This window comes from Mycobacterium sp. KBS0706, assembly GCF_005938675.2.
Lineage (GTDB): Bacteria > Pseudomonadota > Alphaproteobacteria > DSM-16000 > Inquilinaceae > Inquilinus.
The window spans coordinates 17,203-42,450 of record NZ_VCCH02000009.1 but is presented as its reverse complement, the minus strand read 5'-3'; the positions used below and the strand labels follow the sequence as shown (position 1 = coordinate 42,450).

24 protein-coding genes and 1 tRNA gene are annotated in these 25,248 nt (G+C 68.8%); 12 read left to right on the top strand and 13 right to left on the bottom strand.

The features are described 5' to 3' along the window. The first annotated feature begins 18 nt into the window (after positions 1–18). Entirely contained in the window at positions 19–525 is a 507-nt protein-coding gene (locus FFK22_RS06835; protein WP_138886173.1) for an RNA polymerase sigma factor, read from the top strand. Between the two features lie 9 nt (positions 526–534). Here the strand turns inward: FFK22_RS06835 and FFK22_RS43780 are convergent, their stop codons facing one another. After that, positions 535–2,028 carry a DUF4865 family protein gene (locus tag FFK22_RS43780; RefSeq protein ID WP_221938446.1) on the bottom strand — a complete coding sequence of 498 codons (1,494 nt, stop codon included), beginning with the start codon at positions 2,026–2,028 and terminating at the stop codon, positions 535–537. A 9-nt stretch (positions 2,029–2,037) separates the two neighbouring features. Beyond that, the gene (locus tag FFK22_RS06820) at positions 2,038–2,424 is read right to left on the bottom strand and encodes a tautomerase family protein (RefSeq protein WP_138886174.1); all 387 of its coding nucleotides are present in this window, start codon (positions 2,422–2,424) and stop codon (positions 2,038–2,040) included. A gap of 106 nt (positions 2,425–2,530) precedes the next feature. Between FFK22_RS06820 and FFK22_RS06815 the strand changes: the two genes are divergently transcribed. Next, positions 2,531–3,430 (top strand): LysR substrate-binding domain-containing protein, encoded by a 900-nt coding sequence (locus FFK22_RS06815; protein WP_138886175.1) that lies wholly within the window; start codon positions 2,531–2,533, stop codon positions 3,428–3,430. Positions 3,431–3,444: 14 nt separating this feature from the next. Here the strand turns inward: FFK22_RS06815 and FFK22_RS06810 are convergent, their stop codons facing one another. From FFK22_RS06810 to FFK22_RS06800, 3 genes are all read right to left on the bottom strand, one after another. Next, entirely contained in the window at positions 3,445–3,891 is a 447-nt protein-coding gene (locus tag FFK22_RS06810) for a hypothetical protein (protein WP_138886176.1), read from the bottom strand. A gap of 41 nt (positions 3,892–3,932) precedes the next feature. Beyond that, on the bottom strand, positions 3,933–5,723 hold the full coding sequence (locus FFK22_RS06805) for a DUF4344 domain-containing metallopeptidase (protein ID WP_186002342.1): 1,791 nt from the start codon (positions 5,721–5,723) through the stop codon (positions 3,933–3,935). A gap of 150 nt (positions 5,724–5,873) precedes the next feature. After that, complete coding sequence (locus FFK22_RS06800; RefSeq protein WP_138886178.1) at positions 5,874–6,650, bottom strand: SDR family oxidoreductase; 777 nt, start codon at positions 6,648–6,650, stop codon at positions 5,874–5,876. 166 nt (positions 6,651–6,816) lie between these two features. On the opposite strand from FFK22_RS06800, the gene FFK22_RS06795 reads away from it, so the two are divergent. The 6 genes from FFK22_RS06795 to treF all read left to right on the top strand — a co-directional run bounded on the left by FFK22_RS06795 (position 6,817) and on the right by treF (position 16,055). Then, positions 6,817–7,761 (top strand): 3-hydroxyacyl-CoA dehydrogenase, encoded by a 945-nt coding sequence (locus tag FFK22_RS06795; protein WP_138886179.1) that lies wholly within the window; start codon positions 6,817–6,819, stop codon positions 7,759–7,761. 16 nt (positions 7,762–7,777) lie between these two features. After that, positions 7,778–8,710: a 3-keto-5-aminohexanoate cleavage protein gene (locus tag FFK22_RS06790; protein WP_138886180.1), complete on the top strand. Its 933-nt coding sequence runs from the start codon at positions 7,778–7,780 to the stop codon at positions 8,708–8,710. Positions 8,711–9,605: 895 nt separating this feature from the next. Continuing rightward, a complete protein-coding gene (locus tag FFK22_RS06785) occupies positions 9,606–11,459 on the top strand; it encodes an ABC transporter ATP-binding protein/permease (protein WP_186002341.1) in 1,854 nt (617 codons plus the stop codon). Continuing rightward, positions 11,456–12,748, top strand: a complete 1,293-nt coding sequence (locus FFK22_RS06780; RefSeq protein ID WP_138886182.1) for a glucoamylase family protein — start codon at positions 11,456–11,458, stop codon at positions 12,746–12,748. Before FFK22_RS06785 ends, FFK22_RS06780 begins: the two co-directional genes overlap by 4 nt. A gap of 144 nt (positions 12,749–12,892) precedes the next feature. Further along, a complete protein-coding gene (locus FFK22_RS06775) occupies positions 12,893–14,305 on the top strand; it encodes a glycoside hydrolase family 15 protein (RefSeq protein WP_138886183.1) in 1,413 nt (470 codons plus the stop codon). A 79-nt stretch (positions 14,306–14,384) separates the two neighbouring features. After that, entirely contained in the window at positions 14,385–16,055 is a 1,671-nt protein-coding gene (treF, locus tag FFK22_RS06770) for an alpha,alpha-trehalase TreF (protein ID WP_138886184.1), read from the top strand. Here treF and mgrA read toward each other — a convergent pair. Further along, positions 16,052–17,101, bottom strand: a complete 1,050-nt coding sequence (mgrA, locus tag FFK22_RS06765; RefSeq protein WP_138886185.1) for an L-glyceraldehyde 3-phosphate reductase — start codon at positions 17,099–17,101, stop codon at positions 16,052–16,054. The genes treF and mgrA overlap by 4 nt on opposite strands. A 24-nt stretch (positions 17,102–17,125) precedes the next feature. Then, on the bottom strand, positions 17,126–17,608 hold the full coding sequence (locus FFK22_RS06760; RefSeq protein ID WP_138886186.1) for a hypothetical protein: 483 nt from the start codon (positions 17,606–17,608) through the stop codon (positions 17,126–17,128). A 176-nt stretch (positions 17,609–17,784) separates the two neighbouring features. Here FFK22_RS06760 and FFK22_RS06755 point away from each other — a divergent pair, with 176 nt between their 5' ends. Then, positions 17,785–18,033, top strand: a complete 249-nt coding sequence (locus tag FFK22_RS06755) for a hypothetical protein (RefSeq protein WP_138886187.1) — start codon at positions 17,785–17,787, stop codon at positions 18,031–18,033. A gap of 37 nt (positions 18,034–18,070) precedes the next feature. On the opposite strand, the gene FFK22_RS06750 is transcribed toward FFK22_RS06755, so the two are convergent. Genes FFK22_RS06750 through FFK22_RS06725 form a run of 6 tightly spaced genes read right to left on the bottom strand, consistent with a single transcriptional unit; the run spans position 18,071 to position 23,681 of the window. Next, entirely contained in the window at positions 18,071–18,829 is a 759-nt protein-coding gene (locus tag FFK22_RS06750) for an MBL fold metallo-hydrolase (RefSeq protein WP_138886188.1), read from the bottom strand. A gap of 5 nt (positions 18,830–18,834) precedes the next feature. After that, positions 18,835–19,629, bottom strand: a complete 795-nt coding sequence (locus tag FFK22_RS06745; RefSeq protein ID WP_138886189.1) for a TatD family hydrolase — start codon at positions 19,627–19,629, stop codon at positions 18,835–18,837. Beyond that, a complete protein-coding gene (metG, locus tag FFK22_RS06740; protein WP_138886190.1) occupies positions 19,629–21,182 on the bottom strand; it encodes a methionine--tRNA ligase in 1,554 nt (517 codons plus the stop codon). The genes FFK22_RS06745 and metG overlap by 1 nt, the downstream gene beginning before the upstream one ends. A 29-nt stretch (positions 21,183–21,211) precedes the next feature. Beyond that, positions 21,212–22,288, bottom strand: coding sequence for a DNA polymerase III subunit delta' (locus FFK22_RS06735; protein WP_138886191.1), 1,077 nt, complete (start codon positions 22,286–22,288; stop codon positions 21,212–21,214). Further along, a complete protein-coding gene (gene tmk, locus FFK22_RS06730) occupies positions 22,285–22,923 on the bottom strand; it encodes a dTMP kinase (protein ID WP_138886192.1) in 639 nt (212 codons plus the stop codon). The genes FFK22_RS06735 and tmk overlap by 4 nt, the downstream gene beginning before the upstream one ends. A 47-nt stretch (positions 22,924–22,970) precedes the next feature. Continuing rightward, positions 22,971–23,681 carry a septal ring lytic transglycosylase RlpA family protein gene (locus tag FFK22_RS06725; RefSeq protein ID WP_221938445.1) on the bottom strand — a complete coding sequence of 237 codons (711 nt, stop codon included), beginning with the start codon at positions 23,679–23,681 and terminating at the stop codon, positions 22,971–22,973. A 561-nt stretch (positions 23,682–24,242) separates the two neighbouring features. On the opposite strand from FFK22_RS06725, the gene FFK22_RS06720 reads away from it, so the two are divergent. From FFK22_RS06720 to FFK22_RS06710, 3 genes are all read left to right on the top strand, one after another. Then, a tRNA-Ser gene (locus tag FFK22_RS06720) sits at positions 24,243–24,332 on the top strand. A 27-nt stretch (positions 24,333–24,359) separates the two neighbouring features. Beyond that, positions 24,360–24,749: a hypothetical protein gene (locus FFK22_RS06715; RefSeq protein WP_138886194.1), complete on the top strand. Its 390-nt coding sequence runs from the start codon at positions 24,360–24,362 to the stop codon at positions 24,747–24,749. Positions 24,750–24,860: 111 nt separating this feature from the next. Beyond that, complete coding sequence (locus tag FFK22_RS06710) at positions 24,861–25,235, top strand: DUF4180 domain-containing protein (RefSeq protein ID WP_138886195.1); 375 nt, start codon at positions 24,861–24,863, stop codon at positions 25,233–25,235. Positions 25,236–25,248 lie beyond the last annotated feature (13 nt).

Sequence of the window (25,248 nt, the reverse complement as noted above, 5' to 3'; positions counted from 1 at the left end):
CAACACGGACGCTCCCCGATGCCGGCCATCTCAGCCGCGACCGAGCGACAGTTCCTCGCGACAGTCGCTCCCTGCATTCCCGATCTCCGGCGCTATGCCGTGAGCCTGACCCGCAACCGTGCGGACGCCGACGACCTGATCCAGGAGACCCTGTTGCGGGCCGCCCTCAAGCTCCATCTGTGGCGCCCCGGCAGCAATATCGTGGCTTGGCTCATCGTCATGATGCGCCGCCTCCACCTCTCGAAATTCGTCTCGGGCAAGCGCAATACGACCGAGATGGTGCCGATCGAGGGCTGGGACCTGCCCGCCCCGGCCAACCAGACCGAGGCGATCGAGGTGCGGGAGGTTGAGGAACGCTGGCCCTCGCTGTCGCGCAGCCACCGCGAGGTGCTGCGCCTTGTGGCGATCAACGGCGCCTCCTATGAGGAGGCGGCCGAACGCCTGCATGTCCCGATCGGCACCATCCGCTCTCGCCTGGCGCGGGCGCGGAACGCCCTGCGCGGCGAGGACCGGGCGGTCCACTGAGGCTGACGGTCACAGCGCCTCGACCGGCAGGGTGAAGACGTAGCCGACGCCGCGCTCCGTCCGGATGAGCCTCGGGGCGCGCGGATCGTCCTCCAGCTTGCGGCGCAGCCGCAGCACCTGCACGTCGACGGTGCGGTCGAACACGTCCTCGCGGATGCGCGTCGCCTGCAGCAGCTGTTCACGCGACAGCGGACGCTGCGGCGCCTCGACAAAGGCGACGAGCAGCGCGTATTCGGCCTTCGACAGCGGCACCACCGCCCCCTGGGAGTCGGTCAGCCGCCGCAGGCGCCGATCGAGCTGCCAGCCGCCGAAGCGGCAGCGGCCGCGCTCGGGAGCCCGCTGTGGCGCTGCCCGCGCAAGATCCCGGCCGCGCAGGATCGCCCGGATCCGGGCCAGCAGCTCCCGCAGCCCGAACGGCTTGCTCAGATAGTCGTCGGCGCCGAGCTCCAGCCCGATGACGCGATCGATCTCCTCCTGGCCGCGACCGGTGCCGATGATCACCGGGATGGCGGATTTCGCCCGCATCTCGCGCAGCAGCGCGAGGCCGTCGCCCTCGCCGAGCTGCAGATCCAGGATCACCACGTCCAGCTCGCCCCTGGCGATGTGGCGGGCCATGTCGTGGCGCCCCGCGGCCGCGACCGCACGCACGCCGTGGCTCTCGAGATAGTCGACGATCATCCCCCGCATCGCCGGGTCGTCGTCGGCAACCAGGGCGCGGATGGCCCGGTTGCTGGTCGCGGTACCGTGGCCCGTCGATGGCGTGCTGGACTCTGCCTGCGTCCAGGACGCGACGAGGTAGTCGGCCGGGGACATCCGATGTTGAAGCAAGGCTTCTGACTCCAGTTTCCGGCAACGGTGGGTCCCGCCGCCTGTGCTGTGCCAGGACCATCGCATTCGGATGACGAAGCCGGTGGTGACCTGGGTCACGCTGCGCCGGTGATCTCGTCCAGTTGCGGCGTCGACAGGTGGAGCAGCTGGTAGAGCTCGCCATCCGCCGCGGGAGCCGCGGTCCAGAGAGTGAAGCGCACCAGCTCCCCACGACCTTGGATCGACCGCCAGGGCTGCCATGTGCACGCCGGGCTGTCGGGCGCGATGCTGCAGATCTGCGACGGCCTCGGCCACGATGCCCGCCGGATCGGTGTCGGCCGGCATCGGCTCGGCGCGGCGGGTGGCCTGTCGCGGGGTGCCGCCGCGCTCCGGGCCTGCAAGGCAAGCGACTCCGGTCCAGTGCCGCACCGCCGGCCGGCCGAAGGAGTCGACGATGCCGCCGAAACCGCCGCCGCCCCACAGGAAGCGGCCCATCCCCGCGGTCGAGGCCCACAGGTAGAACGGCGCATACTGGTTGACCGGCGAGCCGTCGACGCCGCGCTCGCGGATCAGATAGGCCTTGAGGCCCAGCCCGGGAAAGGCGTCGAGCGCCGGCCCACGGAGCGCCACCCGCCGGCGGATGGCATCCATGTCGTAATCGGCCGGCAGGGTGATCTCGTACTGCATCGCATACATTGTGACCTCCTATCCCTGGATCATCGAGGCGACGCCGCCGGCGAAGGACCAGTCGTCGAGCTGGGTGGTCGAGATCACCACCATCACGTCCTCGGGCCGGAGTCCCGGCACCTCGGCCAGTCCTTCGACCAGGCGCCGATAGAACGCCGCCTTGGTCGCAGTGCTGCGCGGCCGGCCGGCGGTGATCTGGAACAGCACGAAATCGTCGGAGCGCGGCCCGCCGAGATAATGCAGGTCGAACACCAGCTCCCCCGGCTCGTGCTGATGGATGATCTGGAAGCGGTCGTCGGGCGGGACCTCGAAGGCCTCGACCAGCGCCCGGTGCAGGCTGTCGGACAGGGCGCGCAGATATTCGGGCGATTTGCCCCTGACAAGCGAGATGCGGGTGAGCGGCATGGCGATCTTCCGTGATCGATCTTGACGCCCAGCAGGTAGCGCCGCAGGTTTGTCCGGAAAATCGGAAATATCTGGACCATCGATTCAGAAAATCGGGATGATATCCATGCGCCGCATCACCTTCGACCTCGACGTGCTGCGCAGCTTCGCCGTGGGAATGGAGCTGGGCAGCTTCGCCAGGGCGGCCAAGCGCCTCGGCCGCTCGACCTCGGCGGTCAGCGCCCAGCTGCGCAAGCTGGAGGAACAGGCGGGCACGCCGATCTTCCGCAAGGCCGGGCGCGGCCTGGCCCTGACCGAGGCCGGCGAGACCATGCTGGCCTATGCCCGGCGGCTGCTGGCGCTGAACGACGAGGCCGCGGCTGCGGTCCACGGCACCGACCTGCAGGGCTGGGTGCGGCTCGGCCTGTCCGAGGATTTCGGCGAGGCGCTGCTGCCGGCGGTGCTGGGCCGCTTCGCCCGCGCCCATCCGAAGGTTCGGATCGAGGCCCGGATCGCCCGCAGCTTCGACCTGCTGGACCGGGTCGGCTCCGGACAGCTCGACCTGGCGCTGGCCTGGGGCGATGGCGGCGCCCTGCCCCATGCCGAGCGGGTGGCGGAGCTGCCGATGCGCTGGGTCGGGCCGGCCGCGGCCGACGGGTCCGGCGCCTATGGCCGGCCGGACGAGCCGCTGCCGCTGGCGGCGCTGGAGGCGCCGTGCCTGCTGCGCACGGCCGCGACCACGGCGCTGGACCGCGCGGGCATTCCCTGGCGCCTGGCCTTCGTCAGCCCCAGCCTGGGCGGGCTGTGGGCGGCGGTGGCGGCCGGGCTCGGCGTCACCATCCGCACCGATTTCGGCCTGCCAGCCGGGGTGCGGGTGCTGCAGCAGGCCGCGGCGCCCCCGCTGCTAGCTCTGCCCCTGACCCTCCTGCGGGCCGAGGCCGAGCCGGATCCGGTCACCGCCCGCCTGGCCGCGATCCTGGCACAGTCGGTGCGCGACGCGCTGCCGGTGGTCGCCGCGGCCGCGTGAACCGGAGCGCCGGATTAGTCGCAGCCTGCGACGGTGACTTCCTTGATGATGTTCTGGGAGTTGGTCGACACGATGATGCTGCAGAGATAGTCGACGGTCTCCTGCTGCTGATAATAGCCCGTGGGCTGGCTCTGGTAGATCGGCATCAAGGCAATGCCCTGGCCGCCCTGGGTCATGCCGACGATGGCGCCGTCGGATTGGCCGGTCTGCACGAACTGGGTGCCGGTGCTGACCCGGGTGTGGCTCCATTGGTAGAAGCCGTCCGCGCCGCCCGGGCTCGGCCCGATGCCGATATTGGGCTGGCCGAACGCCTGGAAGGCGACGTCGAGGGGCTTGCCGACCATGGCGTTGCCCATCTGCTGCACCTTGTTCGGTCCGGACGACAGGCAGCCCGTGAGGGCCGGCGCCGCGAAGAGGGCGAGGAGCGCCAGGGCGCGTGCCCGCGGCAGGCGGAACGTCATTCTGAAATCCTGCGATTGTCGAAACGGCGGCTCAGGCGGGTCTATCGCAGCATGCGCGCGATCGCCTGGTAGCGCGGGGTGAAGCGGGGCGCCAGCAGGGCGGCCCAGGCCTTGAACATCTTGCGCGATTCGTCGGAGCAGCGGGCCGCGCGCGCTTCGGGCAGGAACTTCTCCCGCACGATCCAGTCGTAGGTGTCCTCGTCGTGGCCGTACATGTAGCACAGCAAGTTGAAGAAGCGCTGCTCGCTGAGGGAGTGCTCGTCAGCGAAGACCTGCATGTTCTGGCCAGCATCGTCGCCGACGGAGGCGTTGTTCTGGAACCAGATGGCCGCCATCCGCAGCACCTCAGCGATCTGGTCGCTGGTCTCCTTGCCGCCGGGATTGAGCAGGATCATCATCGCCGCCATCTGGTCGACCGCATCCTCTTCCCGTCCGGTCGACGGGAGCTCCAGCATGTCGATCAGGGCGTGGCCGGTCTCGTGCAGCAGGATGAAGCGGATGTTGCTGGAAATGTAGGCGCCGAGAATGTTCGATTTCGGATCCGCCTTCTCGGCCAGCTTCATGCCCTGCTGCGCCAGGGAATCGACCAGCTCGTAGCACAGCACGATCGCCGAATCCTTCGGCGAGTAGAACGCGTTCACCGCCCCGCATTCCGCGCCCACATAGCGCAGCTGGCGCGGCAGCTCGAACATTCCGTTCATCCAGGCGATCTCGGGATTGCGGCGCAGCAGGTCGGTGTCGCGCGTCAGCTCGTAGGCGTCCTTCAGCCCGGGGCTCTTCGGCTCCAGATAGGCGAAGGCGAACTGCCCGTCATCCTCCTGCTTCCCGTCGCTCGAATCGGCCTGGTCGTCCTGATGGGATTGGGGCTCGGCGCCGGTTTCCGACGCCCCCTGATCGGACGCCCCCTGGTCCGCCGGTGCCTGACCGGCCGGGGTGCTGCTGCTGGCCTGTTGCGATCTGCCGGACTCCTGCGGGGTGGCCGACGCGCCGTCCGAGCCTCCCTGCTGGCCCCGCGCATCGGCCAGCGCCATCAGGGTCGGATAGCTCGGATCCGCCGGCGGCGTGTCATAGCCGAACGGATAGAAGCTGTTCGAGATCAACACCGAGAGCGCCTGCAGATCGGCGTCGTGATCGGCCCGCCAGATCAGGTCATAGCCGCGGATCTCGCGGCCGCGCTGCTCGAACCGGCTGTAGAACTTGCCGCCCTTGCGGTTGCCGGTGACGATGAACAGGTTATTCCGGCGGAACTCGTAGGTGATCTCGGATTCGCCGCTGCCGGAGAGGGCGTCGTAGAACGAGTTGATCTGGCCGTCGGTCACGTCGGTGAAGCGCATCGTCATCAGCGACGCGCCGCCGTCGGGGTCGTCCAGGGTGACGCCGCCCGCCTCCGAATCCGACCGCTTGGTCAGCACCTTGGAGGGGTAGGAGATGGTGATCCCGCTCCTGGAATCGGACAGCGGCTGCCAGCCGGTCTTGTCCCGCATCGCCAGGGCGGTGCCGGCGAGCGTGACCGCCTGGTCGGGATCCAGTTCGCCGGTGGCGGTGACGCCGTTCTGCCGTTGCCAGCCGGAGAGCGCGGTGCGCGTGCCCTCCTTGAAGGCCCCGTCGAACCAGCCCTTGTAGAAGCCGAGCCAGGCCAGCCCTTCCTGGACCAGCTTCTTCTCGTCCGGGTTCAGCGACTTCTCCAGGGCGGCCGGGTCGGATGCGATGACGCTGGAGCGCTGGCCGGGCACGATGTGCTGCGCGTGGCCGGCCGAGACGCCGAACACCCCGAACAGCGCGCAGGCCACGGCGGCCGCGCGCGCCACGCTCGACACTGGTCCCTTACCCACCATTATCCCCTCCGAACCCACCTCATCGCCTGATATGAGACGAATTTGTTGAGAATCAGGCCGACCCTATTCCCATTAAAGGAACCGAGCAGGGAAGGTCTGAAAAGCCCCTCCCTGCGAAAATCGGCGCAACGCTGACCGGCACGGCCGTCAGGCCAGCGACTGCAGGTCGCCGCAGATGCTGATCGCCTGGCCGGAAATGGTGCGGCCGCGCGGCGAGGCCAGCAACAGGATCTGGTCCGCCAGTTGGCGCGGCTGGATCATCTCGCGGATCGAGGCCTGGGCCAGGGACTGCTCCTGCAGCGCCGCGGCCGTGACGCCGCGCTGCTCGGCCTTGGCGGCGAAGACGCGGCGGATGCGGTCGCCCTCGACGATGCCCGGCTGGATCGCGTTGACCCGGATGCCGAGCGGCCCGAGCTCGATCGACAGCGACTTGGTGAAGCCGACCACTGCCCATTTCGAGGCGGCATAGGGCGTGCGCAACGGGAAGCCGAGGCGCCCGGCCGAGGAGGACAGGTTGACGATGCTGGCATTGCCGCTCTTCGCCAGATGCGGCACGGCCAGCCGGGTGCAGTTGAACTGGCCGGTGATGTTCACCGCCAGCGTCCGGTCCCAGTCCGCCGGGTCGATCTGGTCGACCCGGCCGGTCGGGCCGGCGATGCCGACATTGTTGACCAGGCAGTCCAGCCCGCCCAGCGCCGCCAGCGCCTCCTCAAACAGCCGGGCCACGGCCGCCCGGTCGGACATGTCGGCCGCGGTCGCGCTGATCGCTGGGCTTTCCGCCGCCAGCGTATCGAGCGCCGCCCGGTCGATGTCGCTGACATGCACCCGCGCGCCCTCCTCCACGAAGGCGCGGACGATCTCCCGCCCGATGCCGGACGCGCCGGCGGTGACCAGGACGCGCAGGCCCTTGATGCCGAGATCCATGGCGCTCTCCTCCTTCTCGCTCGTTTCTTCGTCCGATCACCCTAGCCCGGCGCGCCATGGCCACCAAGCCGGCCTGGGTTGCCGATCGCGATCTGGACCCGCGCCCCGCTTTGTCGGACCGTTGTCCCAAAGGGACTCTGGCCAGAAAGATTACGGGAGGAAGGGCATGCCGACCGTCGCAATCATCGGCACCGGGCTGATCGGCCGGTCCTGGGCGATCGTCTTCGCCGCCGCCGGTTGGCAGGTGCGCCTGATCGATGCCAGCCCGGCCGCGCTGCAGGCGGCGCCCGGCCTGATCGTTGAAGGACTGGCGGACCTCGCCGGCCACGGGCTGGTCGACGACCCGGGCGGCGCCGCAGCGCGGGTCCGGATCGCCGGATCCCTGGCCGACGCAGTGGTGGATGCCGAGCTGGTGCAGGAGAACCTGCCGGAAGACCTGGAGATCAAACGCGCGGTCTTCGCCGAGTTGGACCGGCTGGCGCCGCGCGACTCCATCCTCGCCTCCTCCACCTCCGCCATCGTCGCCTCGCGCTTCACCGAGGATCTGGCCGGGCGCGAGCGCTGCCTCGTCGCCCACCCGGTCAACCCGCCGCATCTGGTGCCGGTGGTCGAGCTGTGCGGCGCGCCCTGGACGACGCCGGAGACGATCGAGCGGGCGCTGGCAATCTACCGCGCCGTGGGGCAGGAGCCGGTGACGATCCACCGCGAGGTCGACGGCTTCGTGCTGAACCGGTTGCAGGGCGCCCTGCTGGCCGAGGCCTTCCGGCTGGTCGGCGACGGCGTGATCAGCCCGCAGGATTTGGACAAAACCATCCAGGACGGGCTCGGCCTGCGCTGGTCCTTCCTCGGCCCCTTCGGTACGATCGAGCTGAACGCGCCGGGCGGCATCCCCGACTATTGCGCCCGCTACACCGGCTTCTACCGCCGCCTGGCCGCCGACCCGGCCGGGCCGGAGGTGTGGGGCGCCCCGACCATCGAGCGGCTGCTGGCCGGCTGGGGCGAGGCCCCGGACCCGGCCAGGCTGGCCGCGCGTAGCGTCTGGCGCGACCGGCGCCTGGCGGCGCTGAAGGCCCACAAGGCCGCGCAGCCCGCCGCCCCGACCGAATCCTGAACCAGAGGACAGCCCGATGGCCAAGAGCCGCAAGATCGTCATCACCTGCGCCGTCACCGGGGCGATCCACACCCCGTCGATGTCCCCTCACCTGCCGGTGACGGCTGCAGAGATCGCCGAGGCAGCGATCGGCGCGGCCGAGGCCGGGGCCGCCATCGTCCATCTCCACGCCCGCGACCCGGAGTCCGGCAAGCCGGACCAGACGCCGCAGGCCTTCGAGCCTTTCCTCAAGGTGATCAAGCAGCGCTCGAACTGCGTGGTGAACCTGACCACCGGCGGCGCCCCCTGGATGCGGGTCGAGGAGCGCATCCTGCCTGCCCAGACCTTCAAGCCGGAGGTCGCGTCGCTGAACATGGGATCGATGAATTTCGGCCTGTTCCCGATGCTCAACCGCTTCAAGGAGTTCAAGCACGCCTGGGAACCGGAGGCGTTGGAGGCCTCGCGCGACCTGGTGTTCCGCAACAGCTTCAAGGACATCGAGTTCGTGCTGCGGACCCTGAGCGACGACGGCATCCGCTTCGAGTTCGAGTGCTACGACACCTCCCACCTCTACAACCTGCACCACTTCCTGGAGCGCGGCCTGGTCAAGCCGCCGCTGTTCGTCCAGACGGTGTTCGGCATCCTCGGCGGCATCGGCCCGCATCCGGAGGATGTGGCGCATATGAAGCGCACCGCCGACCGGCTGTTCGGCGACCAGTACGAATGGTCGGTGCTGGGCGCCGGGCGCAACCAGCTGCCGATCGCGGCGATGGCGGCGGCGATGGGCGGCAATGTCCGGGTCGGGCTCGAGGATTCGCTCTGGGCCGGCCCCGGCAAGCTGGCGGAGTCGAACGCCCAGCAGGTCCGCCTCGCCCGCCAGATCATCGAGGGGCTGGGCCTCGAGATCGCCTCGCCGGACGAGGCGCGCGAGATTCTGGCGCTCAAGGGCGGCGACCGCGTCTCCTTCTGACGCGGGGGCTTTCCGACGCTGGCGATTCTCCCACGCCTGTACAGGGCAAGTCCCCCGATCGGCGAGGCCCCGTCACCGTGACGCAGCGCAACGGAGGCTGTCCCGAACCCTGATGGCGTAGGGGCGGCTTTCCTTTCGTCGCCCCCTCCCCGCGCCAGGGGGTGGAGAGACCAGAAAGGATGATGCCGGTCACTCCCCACGGCCGGGAACCATTGCTGTTACGGTGGTCACAGCGATTGGTGGCTGACCGTGTTTGGATGGGCGGCATGAATACCGCCTCATATATTCGTTTCCGCCGGTCCGGCATGTTCGGACCACAGCTTTGCCGAAGTGCTCCGGCCCGAGGCGATGACGGGCTGCGTCGTGATCCACGCGGCCTGGGGCGACCATCGGCGGACTCAGCGGGTCTACGATCGGCGAGTGTGTGGCCAATTTCCCACTCTGCCCAACAATGTGGCCATCCCGCCCTGATTTCGACGCCGTCATCTGATATCGGTGAAGGCTGGGATCCGAGGCCATGCTATTTTCGGCTTCAAATTTGGGGAGCGAAATCAAGTAACGGTTCGATTTCTTTATTGAATGGTTATTTTGTTTCCGTGCCCTGTACCATTCGAAGCGAAGCGATTGTCGGTATGGGCAAGTAGATGACAATCTTTCTTACCGCCTCGGTGCGATCCGGTTCGGATGTCGGTGCCCCCCAGTTCCAGAGCTCGCTTCGCCGAGTCTTTTGCAGACAGGCCGGCACCTGTGCGGCAGCGGTGTCGTGATGGGCGCGCAAACCCGCACAAAACCTGGCGTTTCAATTCGGTGCACGACCGATCTCGCGTCTATGCGTATGATTGAGGCAAGCATCCCGAAAGGGGGCGCAAGAAGCGGTAGGGAACGGACAGGTTCAATGGCACAGGCGCCCGAGGCGTCGCATATGGCTGCCGGTCAGGAGCAATCGATCGTCAGCCAGACTCTCCTCTCTCAGCTCCTGACCCTGTTCCGGACGCTGCGGGCCTCACCCGATTGGAAGCGGATTCTTGCTCTCATCATCGGCGTGATCGTCGTCATCGGCCTGACCGCGGCGGCACAGATCCGGCTGAACTCCTGGAACCAGCCCTTCTATGACGCGCTGGCTCAGAAGAGCCTGAGTGGCTTCCTCCATCAATTGGTGGTCTTCGTCTTCATCGCCGGTGTGCTGCTGACGCTGAACGTCGCCCAGACCTGGATCAACCAGACGCTCAAAGTGCGGCTGCGGGCCGGGCTGACCCGCGACCTGTTCGGCGAATGGCTGAAGCCCAAGCGCGCCTTCCGCCTGGCAGGCGCCGGCGAGATCGGCGAGAACCCGGACCAGCGCATCCACGAGGACGCTCGGCACCTGACCGAGCTGTCGACCGATCTGGGCATCGGCCTGCTGCAGGCGACTCTGCTGCTGATCAGCTTCGTCGGCGTGCTGTGGATCCTGTCCCAGGGCATCGTCCTCAGGATCGACGGCATGGCGCTGTCGATCCCCGGCTACATGGTGTGGTGCGCTCTGCTCTACGCCGCCGCCGCCTCGTGGGTGAGCTTTCGCGTCGGCCGGCCGCTGATCAACATCAACGCCGAGCGCTATGCCCGCGAGGCCGATCTGCGGGCTGCCCTGGTCCGCGTCAACGAGCATGTCGACGGCATCACCCTCGACAGCGGCGAGGCTGACGAGCGGCGGCGTCTGGACGGCGACCTCGACCGGATCATCGCGGTGATGCTGCGCTATGTCCGCGCCGTCACCAACCTGACCTGGATCACCGCCGGCTATGGCTGGTTCACCATCGTCGCGCCCATTCTGGTCGCCTCGCCCGGCTATTTCGGCGGCGACCTGACCTTCGGCGAGCTGATGGTGGCGGTGGGCGCCTTCGTCCAGGTGCAGCAGGCGCTGCGCTGGTTCGTCGACAATTTCAGCAACCTGGCCGACTGGCGGGCGACGCTGCTACGCGTGATGAGCTTCCGCGAGACCCTGGTGACGCTCGAGACCCTGAACGGCGAGCCGCGCAAGATCGAGATCGTCGAGGGCCCGGCCGACACCCTGGGCTTCGAGAATCTGGGCGTGCTCTCGGCCGGCGGCCTCGCGGTGCTGGATGACGAGCAGGTCGAGATCCGGCCGGGCGAGCACGTGCTGATCGTCGGCCGCACCGGCGGCGGCAAGAGCACGCTGTTCCGCGCCTTCGCCGGGCTGTGGCCCTGGGGCACCGGCCGTATCCTGATGCCGCCCCAGGCCCGCACCATGTTCCTGCCGCAGCGGCCCTATCTGCCGCCCGGCGCGCTGCGCGATGCCCTAACCTACCCGATGGACGCGTCCGGCTTCACCGACGAGCAGATCTGCGCCGCGCTCCGGCGCACCGAGATGGGGCACCATGAGATCTCGCTCGACCAGGTAAAGAACTGGGACAAGGAGCTGACCAGCGACGAGCTGCAGACGATGACCTTCGCCCGGCTGCTGCTGCACAAGCCGCAATGGGTGTTCATCGACGAGATGGTCGATGCGCTGGACGAGGAGCGGCGGAAGACCGCAATGTCGATCTTCGAGCATGAACTGCCGGAGACGGCGGTGATCACCATCGCCCGGCGCGAGGTCAAGAACGGCTTCTACACCCGCGTCCTGCGGCTGCACATGACCGACGAGGTCACCGGCGAGCGCCGGATCTCGATCGGCCGGCCGCCGCGACGGGCCATCCCCTCCTCCGCCGGCTTCGCCCCCCTGCTCCACCACCGAGACCCGATGGAATGACCAAGCGATCGGCACCCGCCCGCCGCGCCTCGAAGAAGGGCGCCGCGGCGCTGTCGGACGACGCCCTGCTCGACCTCGTGCAGCGCCAGACCTTCCAGTTCTTCTGGGAGGCCGCGCATCCGGTCAGCGGCATGATCCCCGACCGTACCGACCGTGCCGGCAAGGCGCCGAACGACTGGGTCACGACCGGCGGCACCGGCTTCGGCATCATGGCGATCATCGTTGCCGCCGAGCGCGGCTGGATCGACCGCGCCGCGGCGGTCGAGCGGCTGATGACGATCGTGCGCCATCTCGAGCACACCACCTCGCATCACGGCGTGTTCCCGCATTTCCTCGACGGCCGCACCGGCGCCACGGTGTCGTTCAGCCGCAAGGATGACGGCGGCGACCTGGTCGAGACCGCCTTCCTGTTCCAGGGGCTGCTCTGCGCCCGTCGGTATTTCGACCGCGACGCCGCCAATGAGACCGAGTTACGCAACCATATCGGCTGGCTGTGGAACGAGACCGAGTGGAGCTGGTACACCCGCGGCGGGCTGAACGTGCTGTTCTGGCACTGGGGCGCCAACAACGGCTGGGGCATGGGCCACGAGATCCGCGGCTGGAACGAGTGCCTGATCACCTATGTCATGGCTGCCGCCTCGCCACGCTACGCCATCGATGCCGAGGTCTATCACCGCGGCTGGGCGGTCGGCCGCTGGTTCCTGAGCCAGCGCAGCTACTACGACATCGAGCTGCCGCTGGGCATGCCCTATGGCGGGCCACTGTTCTTCAGCCACTACTCCTTCCTCGGCCTCGATCCGCGCGGCCTGAAGGACCAGTACGCCGACTATTGGGAGCAGAACCGCCGGCACACGCTGATCAACTACGAGCACTGTGTCCGCAATCCGAACGGCTTCAAGGGCTATGGGCCGGATTGCTGGGGCTTGACCGCCAGCGATAACCCGACCGGCTATTCCGCCCATGCGCCGGACAACGACCTCGGCGTCATCACCCCGACCGCGGCGCTCTCGGCGATGCCGTATACGCCCGAGCATTCGATGCGGGCGCTGCGGCACTTCTACGAGACTCTGGGCGACCGGATCTGGGACAAATACGGCTTCGTCGACGCCTTCTCCGAGCAGGCCGGCTGGGCGGCCGACACCTATCTGGCGATCGACCAAGGCCCCATCGTGGCGATGATCGAGAACCACCGCAGCGGCCTGCTGTGGCGGCTGTTCATGGGCGACGCGGACGTGCAACGGGGCCTGCGCAGTCTCGGCTTCGAGAGCCCGCATCTGGGCAAGCGCTAGTTTAAAATGTCATGCCCGGGCTTGACCCGGACATCCAGAAGGTCTCGACGCTCTCTGGATTGCCGGGTCAAGCCCGGCAATGACATGAATGGGTTAGCGCTAGTTCTTGAACTCTGATCTCAGATGGAGTCGCAACTGGTGCCGATGTCATCTGGTCCGACGGACGATGCCCTCTCCGGCTGGATCGACCGGCAATATGCGGTCGCCGCCCGGAACTTGACGCTCGGCGTCTCCGCCACCCATCTGGTGAAGGAGCGCCCGCCCTTCCGCCAGCGCATCGTGCCGCGGCCGGGATCGGTCGTGGCCTCGGCGGTGATGGGCGCCTATGACCCGGACCCGGACTATTTCTTCCACTGGTTCCGGGATTCGGCGCTTGTAATGGACGCGATCAGGGTCCTGGTGGCGGACGGCACCCGTCCGGCGGCGGATGCCGTCCATATCCGCGACTTCATCCGCTTCAACCTCGGCCTGCGCGGGCTGACCGGCGCGGCGGTGCTGGCGAAAGGCGATCCGCGCCGGGACGTCGACACTGATTTCGTGCAGCATGTCCGGACCGAGGCCGATCTGCGCAGCGTCGCCGGCGACCGGATCTGGGGCGAGGTCCGGGTCAACCCGGACGGCACGCTGGACACGCTGAACTGGTCGCGGCCACAGCATGACGGATCGGCGCTGCAAGCCCTGACGCTGCTGCGCTGCCTGGACGACGGTGTGCTGGAGCCGGGCGTCCGGGACGAGGCGGTCGAACTTCTGCGGATCGACCTGGATTTCGTCCTGGCGCATCACACCGAGCCCAGCTTCGAGATCTGGGAGGACAGCCTCGGCCACGACTACTACACCGGCGTGGTGCAATGCGCCGCGCTGCGCCGGGGTGCGGAGTGGCTGGAGGCGCGGGGGGACGTCGAGGTTGCCGGCCGATGCCGGGAGGCCTCCGCGGCCCTTGCGGCGGCGCTGGACGGTCATTGGCGGGCCGGTGCCTATGCCAGCCTGCTGCCGGCTGCCTCCGGCTCCCCGGGCCGTGACCTCGACATCGCCGTGATCCTCGGTGTGCTGCATGCCGGGCTGCCCTCCGGGCCGCACAGCGTGCTGGACCCGAAGGCCCAGGCGACGCTCGCCGCGCTGGAGAACCTGTTCGCCGGCCTGTTCCCGATCAATGCCGGGCGGGCCGCCCCCGCGCTCGGCCGCTACCGCGAGGACCGCTATTACGGCGGCGGCGCCTGGTACATCGCGACTCTGGCGGCGGCGGAGTTCCACTACCGTCTGGCCGCGACGCTGGCCGGCGGCGCGGACTTCGCGCTGACCGTCGAAAACCGCGGCTTCGTCGCCCGGGCCTTGGGCGTCGAGCCCGACAGCCTCGACAACCATCGCCTGGCCGCCGCCTTCCGCGACCGTGGTGATACGTTCCTGGCCACGGTGCAGGCGTTCACCCCGGCCGACGGCGCGTTGTCGGAGCAGTTCGACCGGGAAACCGGCGCCCAGACCTCGGCCAAGCATCTGGGCTGGAGCTACGCCGGCTTCATCACCGCGGTCCGGGCGCGGCGGCAGATCGGACTGGCCTGACACGGGGCTGCGGTCTGGCCGGGCGGGGCGACAGGTCCTATGGTCCTGTCGCCCCGCCCGTCATGCCGGAGATTTCCCCATGCGGCTGTTCCAGGCCCGTGCCCTCCCGCTGCTGCTCGCTCTCTGCCTCCTCGCCTTGCCCGGACTGGCCCAGCAGCCACCCTCGGCCGTTTATGGCGAGCTGTTCCGCGACGTGCAGATGCAGCGGGTCTTCCCGGACGGCAAGACTTTCGTCGACGCCGAGCCGAAGGCGGATCCGGCCGAGATCCTGCGCCGCTACGCCGAGGAGAAGGGACAGGCCGGCTTCGACCTGTCGGCCTTCGTGCATCGCTATTTCACGCCGCCGGTGCCGCATTCGAGTGGCTACCGCTCCGTGCCCGGCCAGGATGTCTGTAGCCATATCGACGCGCTGTGGGACGTGCTGCAGCGGCCGGCGGACCAGCGTGACCCGCGATCGTCACTGCTGCCGCTGCCGAATCCCTATGTCGTCCCGGGCGGACGCTTCGGCGAGGTCTATTACTGGGATTCCTATTTCACCATGCTGGGCCTGATCCAGAGCGGGCGGCAGGATCTGGCGCGGGACGTTCTGGCCAACTTCGCCAGCCTGATCGATCGCTATGGCCACATCCCGAACGGCAACCGCAGCTACTACCTCAGCCGGTCGCAGCCGCCCTTCTTCGCCGCGATGGTCGAACTGGTGGCCGAGAGCAGCGACGACCCGGCCAAGGTCTATGCCGACGCCCTGCCGACTCTGGCCCAGGAATACGCCTTCTGGATGGAGGGCGCGGACGACCTGGCGCCCGGCACCGCCCATCGCCGCGCGGTGCGGCTGCCGGACGGCACGCTGCTGAACCGCTACTGGGACGACAGCGACCAGCCGCGCGACGAATCTTACCGCGAGGATGTCGAGACCGCCCGGTCGACCAACCGCCCGCCATCCGAAGTGTATCGCGATCTGCGCGCGGCGGCGGAAAGCGGCTGGGACTTTTCCTCGCGCTGGCTGGTGGACGGCAAGACCTTGGGCACCATACGCACCACCGCGGTGGTGCCGCCGGATCTCAACAGCCTGATGGCGGAGCTGGAGACGGTGCTGGCGAAGGCCTATGCCGTATCGCACCGGCCGGAGCGCGCGGCGGAGCTGGAGGCCCGGGCCAGGCTGCGCGCCGAGGCCGTCCGGCGCCTGTTCTGGGATCCGGAGGCCGGCGTCTTCACCGACTATCTCTGGCAAGAGGGGCGGCGGACCGGCGCGGTCACCCTGGCGACAGCCTATCCTCTGTTCTTCGGCCTGGCCGATGCAGACCAGGCCGCCCGCGTCGCCGACACGATGGAGCGCCGGCTGCTCGCACCCGGCGGCCTGCTGACCACCGAGACGGCGTCCGGGCAGCAATGGGACGCGCCGAACGGCTGGGCGCCGTTGGAGTGGCTGGCGATCCGCGGCCTGGCACGCACCGGCCATGACCGTCTGGCGGAGATCGTCGCCCGCCGCTGGGCAGAGCGCGTCGTCGGCGTCTACACGCAGACCGGCAAGCTGACCGAGAAATACGACGTGGCCGGCACTGCCTCCGGCGGCGGCGGGGAGTATCCCAACCAGGACGGCTTCGGCTGGACCAATGGTGTGCTGCGGCGGCTGCTTGCCTTGTATCCGCAGTTGACCGTCGCGGGGAGCGGCGACATCGCCTGCCAGGCGGCGGCGAACGACAACCAGCCGTCCGCCGCGCCGGCAAGCCGGCCTGCAGGCCGTATGCCTTAGCCGGCGGCCTTGGCCGTGGCCGTCGAGGAGGCGCGCCACAGGTCGATGCCGCCGTCCAGGGCATGCCGGTCGATCTCGGCCAGCTCCTCGGCGGTCAGCTTCGCGCCCTTCAGCGCGTCGAGGCTGTCGTCGAGCTGGGCCACCGAGCGCGCGCCGATCAGGGCCGAGGTAACGCGCTGGTCGCGCAGCACCCAGGTCAGCGCCATCTGTGCCAGGGTCTGGCCGCGCCGCTCGGCGATCGCGTTCAGCGCCCGGATGCGGGCGATGTTGCCCTCCGACAGCAGCCTCGACTGCAGCGAGCGGCCGCGCTTGGCCCGCGAATCCTCCGGCACGCCGTCCAGGTATTTCGAAGTCAGCATGCCCTGCGCCAGCGGCGAGAAGGCGATGCAGCCGATGCCGAGCTCCCCCAGCGTGTCCAGCAGCCCGTCCTCGACCCAGCGGTTGAGCATGGAATAGGACGGCTGGTGGATCAGACAGGGCGTGCCGAGATCCTTCAGGATCGCCGCGGCCTCGCGCGTCGCTTCCGGCGAGTAGGAGGAGATGCCGACATAGAGTGCCTTGCCCTGGCGCACGACATGGTCGAGCGCGCCCATCGTCTCCTCCAGCGGCGTCTCGGGGTCGAGCCGGTGCGAGTAGAAGATGTCGACATAGTCGAGCCCCATGCGCTTGAGGCTCTGGTCCAGGCTGGCGACCAGGTATTTGCGCGAGCCGAAATTGCCGTAGGGGCCGGGCCACATGTCGTAGCCGGCCTTGGTCGAGATCAGCAGCTCGTCGCGATAGGGCTGGAAGTCGGCGGCGAAGATGCGGCCGAAATTCTCCTCGGCCGAGCCATAGGGCGGGCCGTAATTGTTGGCCAGGTCGAAATGGGTGACGCCGCGGTCGAAGGCGCGGCGCAGCACGGCGCGGCCGGTCTCGACATGGTCGACCCCGCCGAAATTCTGCCACAGGCCGAGCGAGATCTCGGGCAGCTGCAGCCCGCTGCGGCCGGAGCGGCGGAAGCGGGCGGTCTCGTAGCGCGCCGTGTCGGCGGTCCAGGGCGTCTGCATGGCTGTGTCCGTCCTATCGTGTGGTCAAGCGACCGGCTGGGCGCATTGCCCGGTGCCGACGATCGCGGTCTTCGCCGCTTCGGCGTCCTGCGGCGCGCCGTCCTGCAGGTAGAAGACCTCGCTGTTCTGGTTGAAGGCCTTCAGCTCGCGCCCGTCCGCGTCCGCGATCGTGCCGGTGTGGTTGATCGGGTGCTGGCGGCGGCCGCCCTCCGGCGTCTCGACAACCAGGAAGCCGCACAGCTCGTAGCGCACCGTCCGCCCGGCCGGCACCTTCACCTGCAGCTCGGCGACCGGGTCGTCCTTGGTGACGTGCAGGACGCCGACGGTGCGGCCGTCGATGCCGACGGCGATCAGTTCCTCGACCTGGTCGGGGCCGAGCGTGTCGGTGATGCGGAAGCGATGGTCCTTCGGGCCGGCCCCGGCCGGCGGGGCTGCGGCGAACAGGCCGATCGCCAGCGCCAAGGCCACGGCGCGCCAGTGTCGCAAGCTGCGTGTCGATGGCTGCACGGCGCCCCTCTCCATCCCCATCCCCGGTCTTGAGGGAGCGACCCTAGCGCGAGGGCGGACGACATACCAGCTTGCACGAAGCCCCCCGGATCGGCTAGGCCAGCGCTTCCGCGGATGCGGCGCGGCCCCGGGCCGTGCCCACGGCATCCCTTCGATAACCCAGCGTAGGGTCAGTTATGCGTTCTTTTGACGGACAGCGGTCCGACGGCGCTCCGATTCGCCGGAACCGCGAGGAAAAGCAGAAGCAGCTGCAGGAGCTGGAGCAGAAGCGCGTCCATCTCGGCAATCACACCTCGAAGACGCTGCGGGACGCCATGGACCGCAAGATCGCCGAGCTGAAGACCGAACTGGCGCTTGCCGAGCGCGCCGCCGCGAACCAGGCGGCCAACCCGGCGCCGCAGCCGCGTCGGCCACCGCGCCGCTGAGGCTGTGCTGGGGCGGCGCCGGACCGCCGCCCCGCTCTCAGATCTCGATCACCAGCCCGTCATGGGCCGGCCGGACATGGCCCGGCAGCTGCTGGCAGAGCCAGTCGTAGTCCATCTGGTGGTTCATGTGGGTCAGCCAGGCCTGCTTCGGCTTGAGCCGCTCGATCCATTCTAGCGTCAGCGCCAGATGGGCATGCGAGACATGCGGCTCCGGCCGCGTCGCATCCACCATCCACAGCTCAACCCCCTCCAGCGCCGCCCAGGCACGGTCGTCGAGGCGGACGACATCGGTCGAATAGGCGAAACGTCCGAAGCGGTAGCCCATCGAGACGACCCGGCCGTGGTCCTGCTCGAAGGGCAGGATATCGATGTCGCCGACCCGGAACGGCCCGTCCAGCAGATGCGGCACCAGGAACGGGTGGTAGAAGCCGCGGTCCATCTCGACCGAGGTCATGATGTAGCCGAAGCGCTCCTCCAGTTCCTGCCGCACCGCCGAATCCATATAGGCGTTGATCGGCTGCTTGAAGGCCAGCGGCCGCAGGTCGTCGATGCCGTGGATGTGGTCGGCATGGACATGGGTGTAGAGCAGCGCGTCGACGCGCCTGACGTCGTTGTCGAGCAGCTGGTCACGCAGGTCCGGCGAGGTGTCGATCAGGATGGTGGTGCTGTCGCTCTGCACCAGGATCGACGGGCGGCGCCGGCGGTTGCGCGGATTGGCCGGGTCGCAGGTGCCCCAGATGCCGCCGACCATGGGCACCCCCATCGAACCGCCGCAGCCGAGCACCGTGACGCGCATCCTCTTCAGGCCTCTTGCTTCGGAATCTTCGTGAACAGATTGAAGAAGTTATCGCTAGTTCTTCGAGCGAAATCCGAACCGGACAGCCCGTGCAGCTCGGCCACGCGCTGGGCGGTGTGGGCGACGAAGGCCGGCTCGTTGCGCTTGCCCCGCTTCGGCACCGGCGCCAGGTAGGGCGCATCGGTCTCGACCAGGATGCGGTCCAGCGGCAGGTCCTTCGCCGTGGCCCGGATGTCCTCGGACCGGTTGAAGGTCACGATCCCGGACAGCGAGATGTGAAGTCCGAGTTTCACCGATTCTTCAGCAAGTTGCCGTGTTCCGCTAAAGCAATGGATGATGCCGCGCAGCGGTGGAAGCTCGCCGCCCTGCCCTTCCTCGGCCAGGATCCGCAGCGTGTCGTCCTCGGCCTCGCGGGTGTGGACGATGACCGGCAGGTCGGCAATCCGCGCCGCCCGGATGTGACGGCGGAAGCTCTCCTGCTGGGCCTCGGCCGGGCTGAGGCCGTAATGATAGTCGAGGCCGGTCTCGCCGATCCCGACCATCTTCGGATGCGCGACGAGGGCGAGGATCGCCTCGACCGTCAGGCCGGTGAAATCCTTTGCCTCATGCGGATGCACCCCGGCCGCGCCGTAGAGCATCGGGAAGCGGTCGACCAGCCCGATTGTGTCCGCCAACCGGTCCGGCCGGGTGCAGATGGTCAGCATGCAGCCGACCCCGGCCGCCCGGGCACGGCCGACCACGTCGTCGATCTCCGCCGCGAAATCCGGGAAGTCGAGATGGCAATGGCTGTCGACCAGCATTACGGCGTGGCCTCCGGCTCGACATAGCGCGGGAACACGCCCTGCGGCGCCGGCAGCGTCGTGCCGGGCACCAGCGCGTGGCCGTCACCGACGCGGTCGAAGCCGCGGGCATCCGCGGCCACGGTCAGCTGGTCGAGCATCTTCGCCATCGACTGCGGCATCACCGGCTGCATCAGGATCGACAGCCGCCGCACCGTCTCGGCCAGCACCCACAGCACCGTCGCCATCCGCGCCGGGTCAGTCTTGCGAAGCGTCCAGGGCGCCTGCTCGTCGACATAGCGGTTGGCCTCGCCGACCACGGCCCAGACCGCGTCGAGGCCGCGGTGGAAGGCCTGGACGTCGAACTCGCGGCGCAGAGTCTCCAGCAGCACCGGGACCTGGGCGAGCAGAGCGCGGTCCCCGTCGGTCAGGCTGCCGGGCTGCGGCACCCGGCCGTCGCAGTTCTTGGCGATCATCGACAGCGAGCGCTGGGCCAGATTGCCGAAGCCGTTGGCGAGCTCGCCATTGGTGCGCTGGACCATGCCGCGGCGCGAGAAGTCGCCGTCCTGGCCGAACGAGACCTCGCGCAGCAGGAAGTAGCGCACCGGGTCGAGCCCGTAGGTCTCGACCAGCTCCAGCGGGTCGATCACGTTGCCGAGCGACTTCGAGATCTTCTGGCCCTCGTTGGTCCACCAGCCATGGGCGAAGACACGCTTCGTCACCGGCAGGCCGGCCGACATCAGGAAAGCCGGCCAGTACAGGGCGTGGAAGCGCAGGATGTCCTTGCCGACCATATGCAGGTCGGCCGGCCACCAGCGCTTGAAGCTCTCGGACCCGGTGTCGGGATAGCCGACGGCGGTCAGGTAGTTGGTCAGCGCGTCGACCCACACATACATGATGTGCGCCTCGTCGCCCGGCACCTGCACGCCCCAGTTGAAGGTGGTGCGGCTGATCGAGAGGTCGCGCAGGCCCGCCTTGACGAAGGCTATCACCTCGTTGCGGCGGGACTCCGGCGCGATGAAGTCGGGGTTGGCCTCGTAGAAGGCCAGCAGCCGGTCGCCCCAGGCGGAGAGGCGGAAGAAGTAGCTCGGCTCCTCCACCCATTCGCATTCGGCGCCGGTCGGGGCGATGCGCTTGCCGTCGACGACGGTCAGCTCGTCCTCGCCGTAGAACGCCTCGTCGCGCACCGAATACCAGCCGGCATAGCCGCCGAGATAGATGTCGCCATTGGCCTTCATCGCCTCCCAGATCGCCTGCGACGCCTTGATGTGGCGCGGCTCGGTGGTGCGGATGAAGTCGTCATTGCTGAAGTTCATCGCCGCGGCCAGGTCGCGGAAGTTCTGGCTGACCCGGTCGGTGAAGGCCTGCGGGTCCACCCCGGCCGTCTCGGCCGCCTTCTGCACCTTCTGGCCGTGCTCGTCGGTGCCGGTCAGGAAATGGACGTCATAGCCGTCCAGCCGCTTGAACCGGGCCAGCACGTCGCAGGCCAGCGTGGTGTAGGCGTGGCCGATATGCGGCTTGTCATTGACGTAGTAGATCGGGGTGGTGACGTAGAATGTCTTCGGCGCCGGCATCGCGGCCTCTTTCCGTGCTACGGCGGCGGTCAGCCGTTGCAGGCGCGCTCGATGCCGATGAACGCCTGCAGGAGAACCTGCTTCCGATCGAGGTTGGACCCATCCGCCTGAGCGAACAGACGGCGGGTGTTGTCCCACAGCTCCACCCAGCGATCAAGGCCGCCGGCCCGTCCCAGGGCCCCGACCACGCGCTGCATCACCGCCCCCTCGCCCGCCACGATCTCGGCCGGGGCGGTGCCGCGGGCGGCGGCGCGGGCCAGCCGCTCCATCCACCAGACCAGCAGCCCGGTGAACAGCCGCCAGCTCGACTCCGCTGCGACCGGGCCGATGCGGTCGCCCATCCGATGCACGGCGCGGAAATCGACCCGCGGGAAGTCGTCGAGCAGGCCCAGCATGTCGCGGTACAGGCCCAAGCCCCCATCCTCGATCAGCGCCGCCGCCCGGCCGATGCTGCCCTCGGCCAGGCGGACCAGCGACGCCCGCTCCTCGGGGTCGAGCTCGGGCGCGTGCTCGGCGAGCAGCCGGTCGACGGTCGCATCCGGCAACGGCTCCAGCGCCAGATGGCGGCAGCGCGACCGGATGGTCGGCAGCAGCGCGCCGGGGTTGCCGCAGGTCAGCAGCAGGACGGCATGGGCTGGCGGCTCCTCCAGGATCTTCAGCAGGGCATTGGCGCCGTTGCGGTTCATCGCCTCCGCCTCGTCGACGACGACGACGCGCCAGTTCCCTTCGGCGGCGGTCAGGCGCAGGAAGGGCTCGATCCGCCGGATCTGCTCGACCGGGATCTCGCGGCTGCGGCGCTTCTTCTCCTCCTCGGCGCCGGCGTTGCGCTCGATGGTCAGCAGGTCGGCATGGCCGGCCGCGGCGGTGCGGCGGAAGGTCGGGTGGTCGGCCGGGATCTCCAGGCTGTGGGCCGTGCGCGGGCCTCCGGCCAGCAGGAAACGCGCGACCCGATGGGCGAAGGTCGCCTTGCCGATGCCGGGCGGGCCAGTGATCAGCCAGGCATGCGGCAGCCGGCCGGCGCGCAGCGCATCGAGGACCGCGGCTTCGGCCGCCTCATGGCCGAGCAGCCGCGGATTGGCCCGAGATGCGGGAAACTCCGCACTCATGACGCCGGCCCGAACTTCGCCTCGACCGCCGCGCGGATCGCGGCCGCGACCTCGTCGACCGTGCCGCCGGCATCGATCACGATGCAGCGCTCCGGCTCGGCCGCGGCGATGGCCAGGAAACCCTCGCGCAGGCGCTGGTGCAGCGCCGCGCCCATCCGCTCATAGCGGTCCTCGCCGCCGCGGCGAGCGCCGGCGCGGGCCAGGCCGGTCTCGACCGACACGTCGAGGATCAGGGTCAGGTCGGGCTTCAGCCCGTCGGTGGCGATCCGGAACAGGGCGTCGAGGCTTGCCCGATCCACGCCCATGCCCCAGCCCTGATAGACCATCGAGCTGTCGGCATAGCGGTCGGAGACGACCCAGGCGCCGCGCTCCAGCGCCGGGAGCACGGTGACGCGCAGATGGTCGCGCCGGGCGGCGAAATGCAGCAGCGCCTCGGTCACCGGGTCCCAGCGGTCGGTGTCGCCCTTGACCAGCAGGTTGCGGATCGCCTCCGCCCCCGGCGAGCCGCCTGGCTCGCGCGTGGCAACGACTTCGACGCCGCGCTTGGCGAGGTCCGTGGCGAGCCGGCGGACATGCGTGCTCTTGCCGGAGCCCTCGCCGCCTTCCAGGGTGATGAACTGTCCGCGCGTGCCCAAGCGATCGGTCCTCGGTTGCGGCCCCGTCGCGCCGCGAACCGACAGGGTCACTCGGCGACGATGCGTGCTCCGGAATAGCCCGCGCTGGCGATCTGCTTCAAGGCGCTCGATGCGGCCTTGGGGTCGATGAAGGGACCGATGCGCAGCTCGATCGCGCCGGCAGCGGCGGCGGTCGAGACCGGACCGAAGCGGCGCAAGGCTTCGGACAGCGTGGCCACCTGCTGCGGCCGGGTGGCCTTGGCGGCGGCGACGAAGGTGCCGGACGGTTTCGGCTTCGCCTCGTCCCCGGCATTGCCGACGATCTCGGGCAGCCGGTCGGGCACCGCCGGCGCCGGCGGCACGGCGATATAGGGCGTGTCGTGCAGGTCTTCGGGCTTGCCGGCCGAGGCGACCTGGCTCTTCACCGCCTGGTCGCGCTGCTGCTGCAGCGCCTGGAAGCGGCTCGCCTCCTCCAGCACCTGGATCTTGACCCGGGCCGAACCGTTGCCGCGGAAGCCCAGCAGCTCCGCGCCGCGGGCCGACATGTCGATGATCTTCGACCGCACGAACGGCCCGCGGTCGTTGATCCTGACGATCAGCGTCCGGCCGTTGTCGAGGTTGGTGACCTTGACCAGGCTCGGCATCGGCAGGCTGCGATGCGCCGCGGTGACGAGGCCGCTGTCGAAGCGCTCGCCACTGGCGGTCTTGCGGCCGTGGAAGCCGGGGCCATACCAGGTGGCGGTGCCGACCTGCACGGAATCGCGGTCGGTGCGCGCCACATAGCGCACACCATTGATGGCGACGACACCCGGATCGGCGGGGGACGCGAGAATGGGCCGTTCGGCGATGCTCCCCTTCCCCGGCTGGGAGGGAGCGCATCCGGTGGCGGCCAGCGCCACGCCGATGGCTGCAACGACGGCGAGCCCCGGGAGACGATCCGACTTCGTGCGGCTGAATTTCACGCAAAAAGAACGGCGTCCGGACCGGGTCGAGATCGGTTCGGCAGTCATGTCAACCCGTATGTCACAACATCCGGTCAATGGTCCAGCATATTCGTCGCGCCTCGCTTCGGCATGTCTGAGGATGTGCTGCGCGCCCGCGGGGCAACCTGTCCTAGGCGTCGATTTGCCCCCAGTATTGCTGCGTATTTCTGTATGCCCTCATAAGTTGTATTGGCGCGTAGACCGGCTCTACGGTACTGCCCCTAACCGCTTCGGTTCGTGGCGAAAAGCGGCAACTCACGATTTCAATTGTCGGATGTTGCCCGCGCTCGTGGACCATCCAGCCGATGCGAAGCGATTTGAAACCGGCGAGGCAAATCCGTATGGTGCGGCCGGTCCGGATGGGTGGCCGAGCGGTTTAAGGCACCGGTCTTGAAAACCGGCGTGGCGGCAACGTCACCGTGGGTTCGAATCCCACCCCATCCGCCACCACCTCTTCAGCTTTGGATGGCAGCCATGAAGCTGGGATGGCAGCCGCGGAAGTGGCTCGAGAAGAAGGCGAAGCGGGGAGCGCGCGGCTACCCGATCGGAACGCTCGCCTTCTACGGCCCCGACGACCGCCGCGCCACGAAGGCGGTCGCCAGTGTCGTCCCTGGCCCGGAGACCGGAGCGACAGAACTACGTCGATGGTTTGCTGAAGACGGCGACGTGCGTGCGGACGAGACGATCTTCGCCGAGATCGCCGCGTTCCTGCGCGAGCATGAGGTCCACTCCGTGGCAATGGTGGACCGCATTATCGGCTGCCCGCATGAGGAAGGCATCGATTATCCGGAAGGCGAAGCCTGCCCGAGATGCCCGTTCTGGGCCGGGAGAAATCGCTGGACTGGCGAGGCCGATGCCAATTGAGCCTCACAATTCCGATCGGTGCTTGCCCAGCCCTTGCCTCGGCACGCCTTCACCTTCGACGCCGGGCTGCAATGTGAAGCTGACTGGCGCCAGCAAGAAGGGACGAGGGCGGTGACCGAACTTTTGGAATGGGGCAGCGAGCGCGTCCTGGCCTGTGATCCGGAGGGACCGGCGATCGACAGTCCCCAGCGCGCCGTCGACCTGATCGGCGAGGCGGCGTTTGCCGGCGCCTCGGTGATTGCCCTGCCCGTCTCGCGCCTGGGTGCCGCCTTCTTCCAGCTTCGCACCGGCCTCGCCGGAGAGATCGCTCAGAAGGCCGTCAACTACCGGCTGAAGCTGGCCATGATCGGCGACATCTCGCAGCGTCTCGCCGCCAGCAGCGCCCTCCGCGACTGGGTGCGGGAAGCGAATCGCGGCCGCGAGATCTGGTTCGAGCCCAGCCTGGACAGCCTGGCGGCGCGGCTCGACGGCCGCGCCGGGGCCTGACCGCCAGGACCCG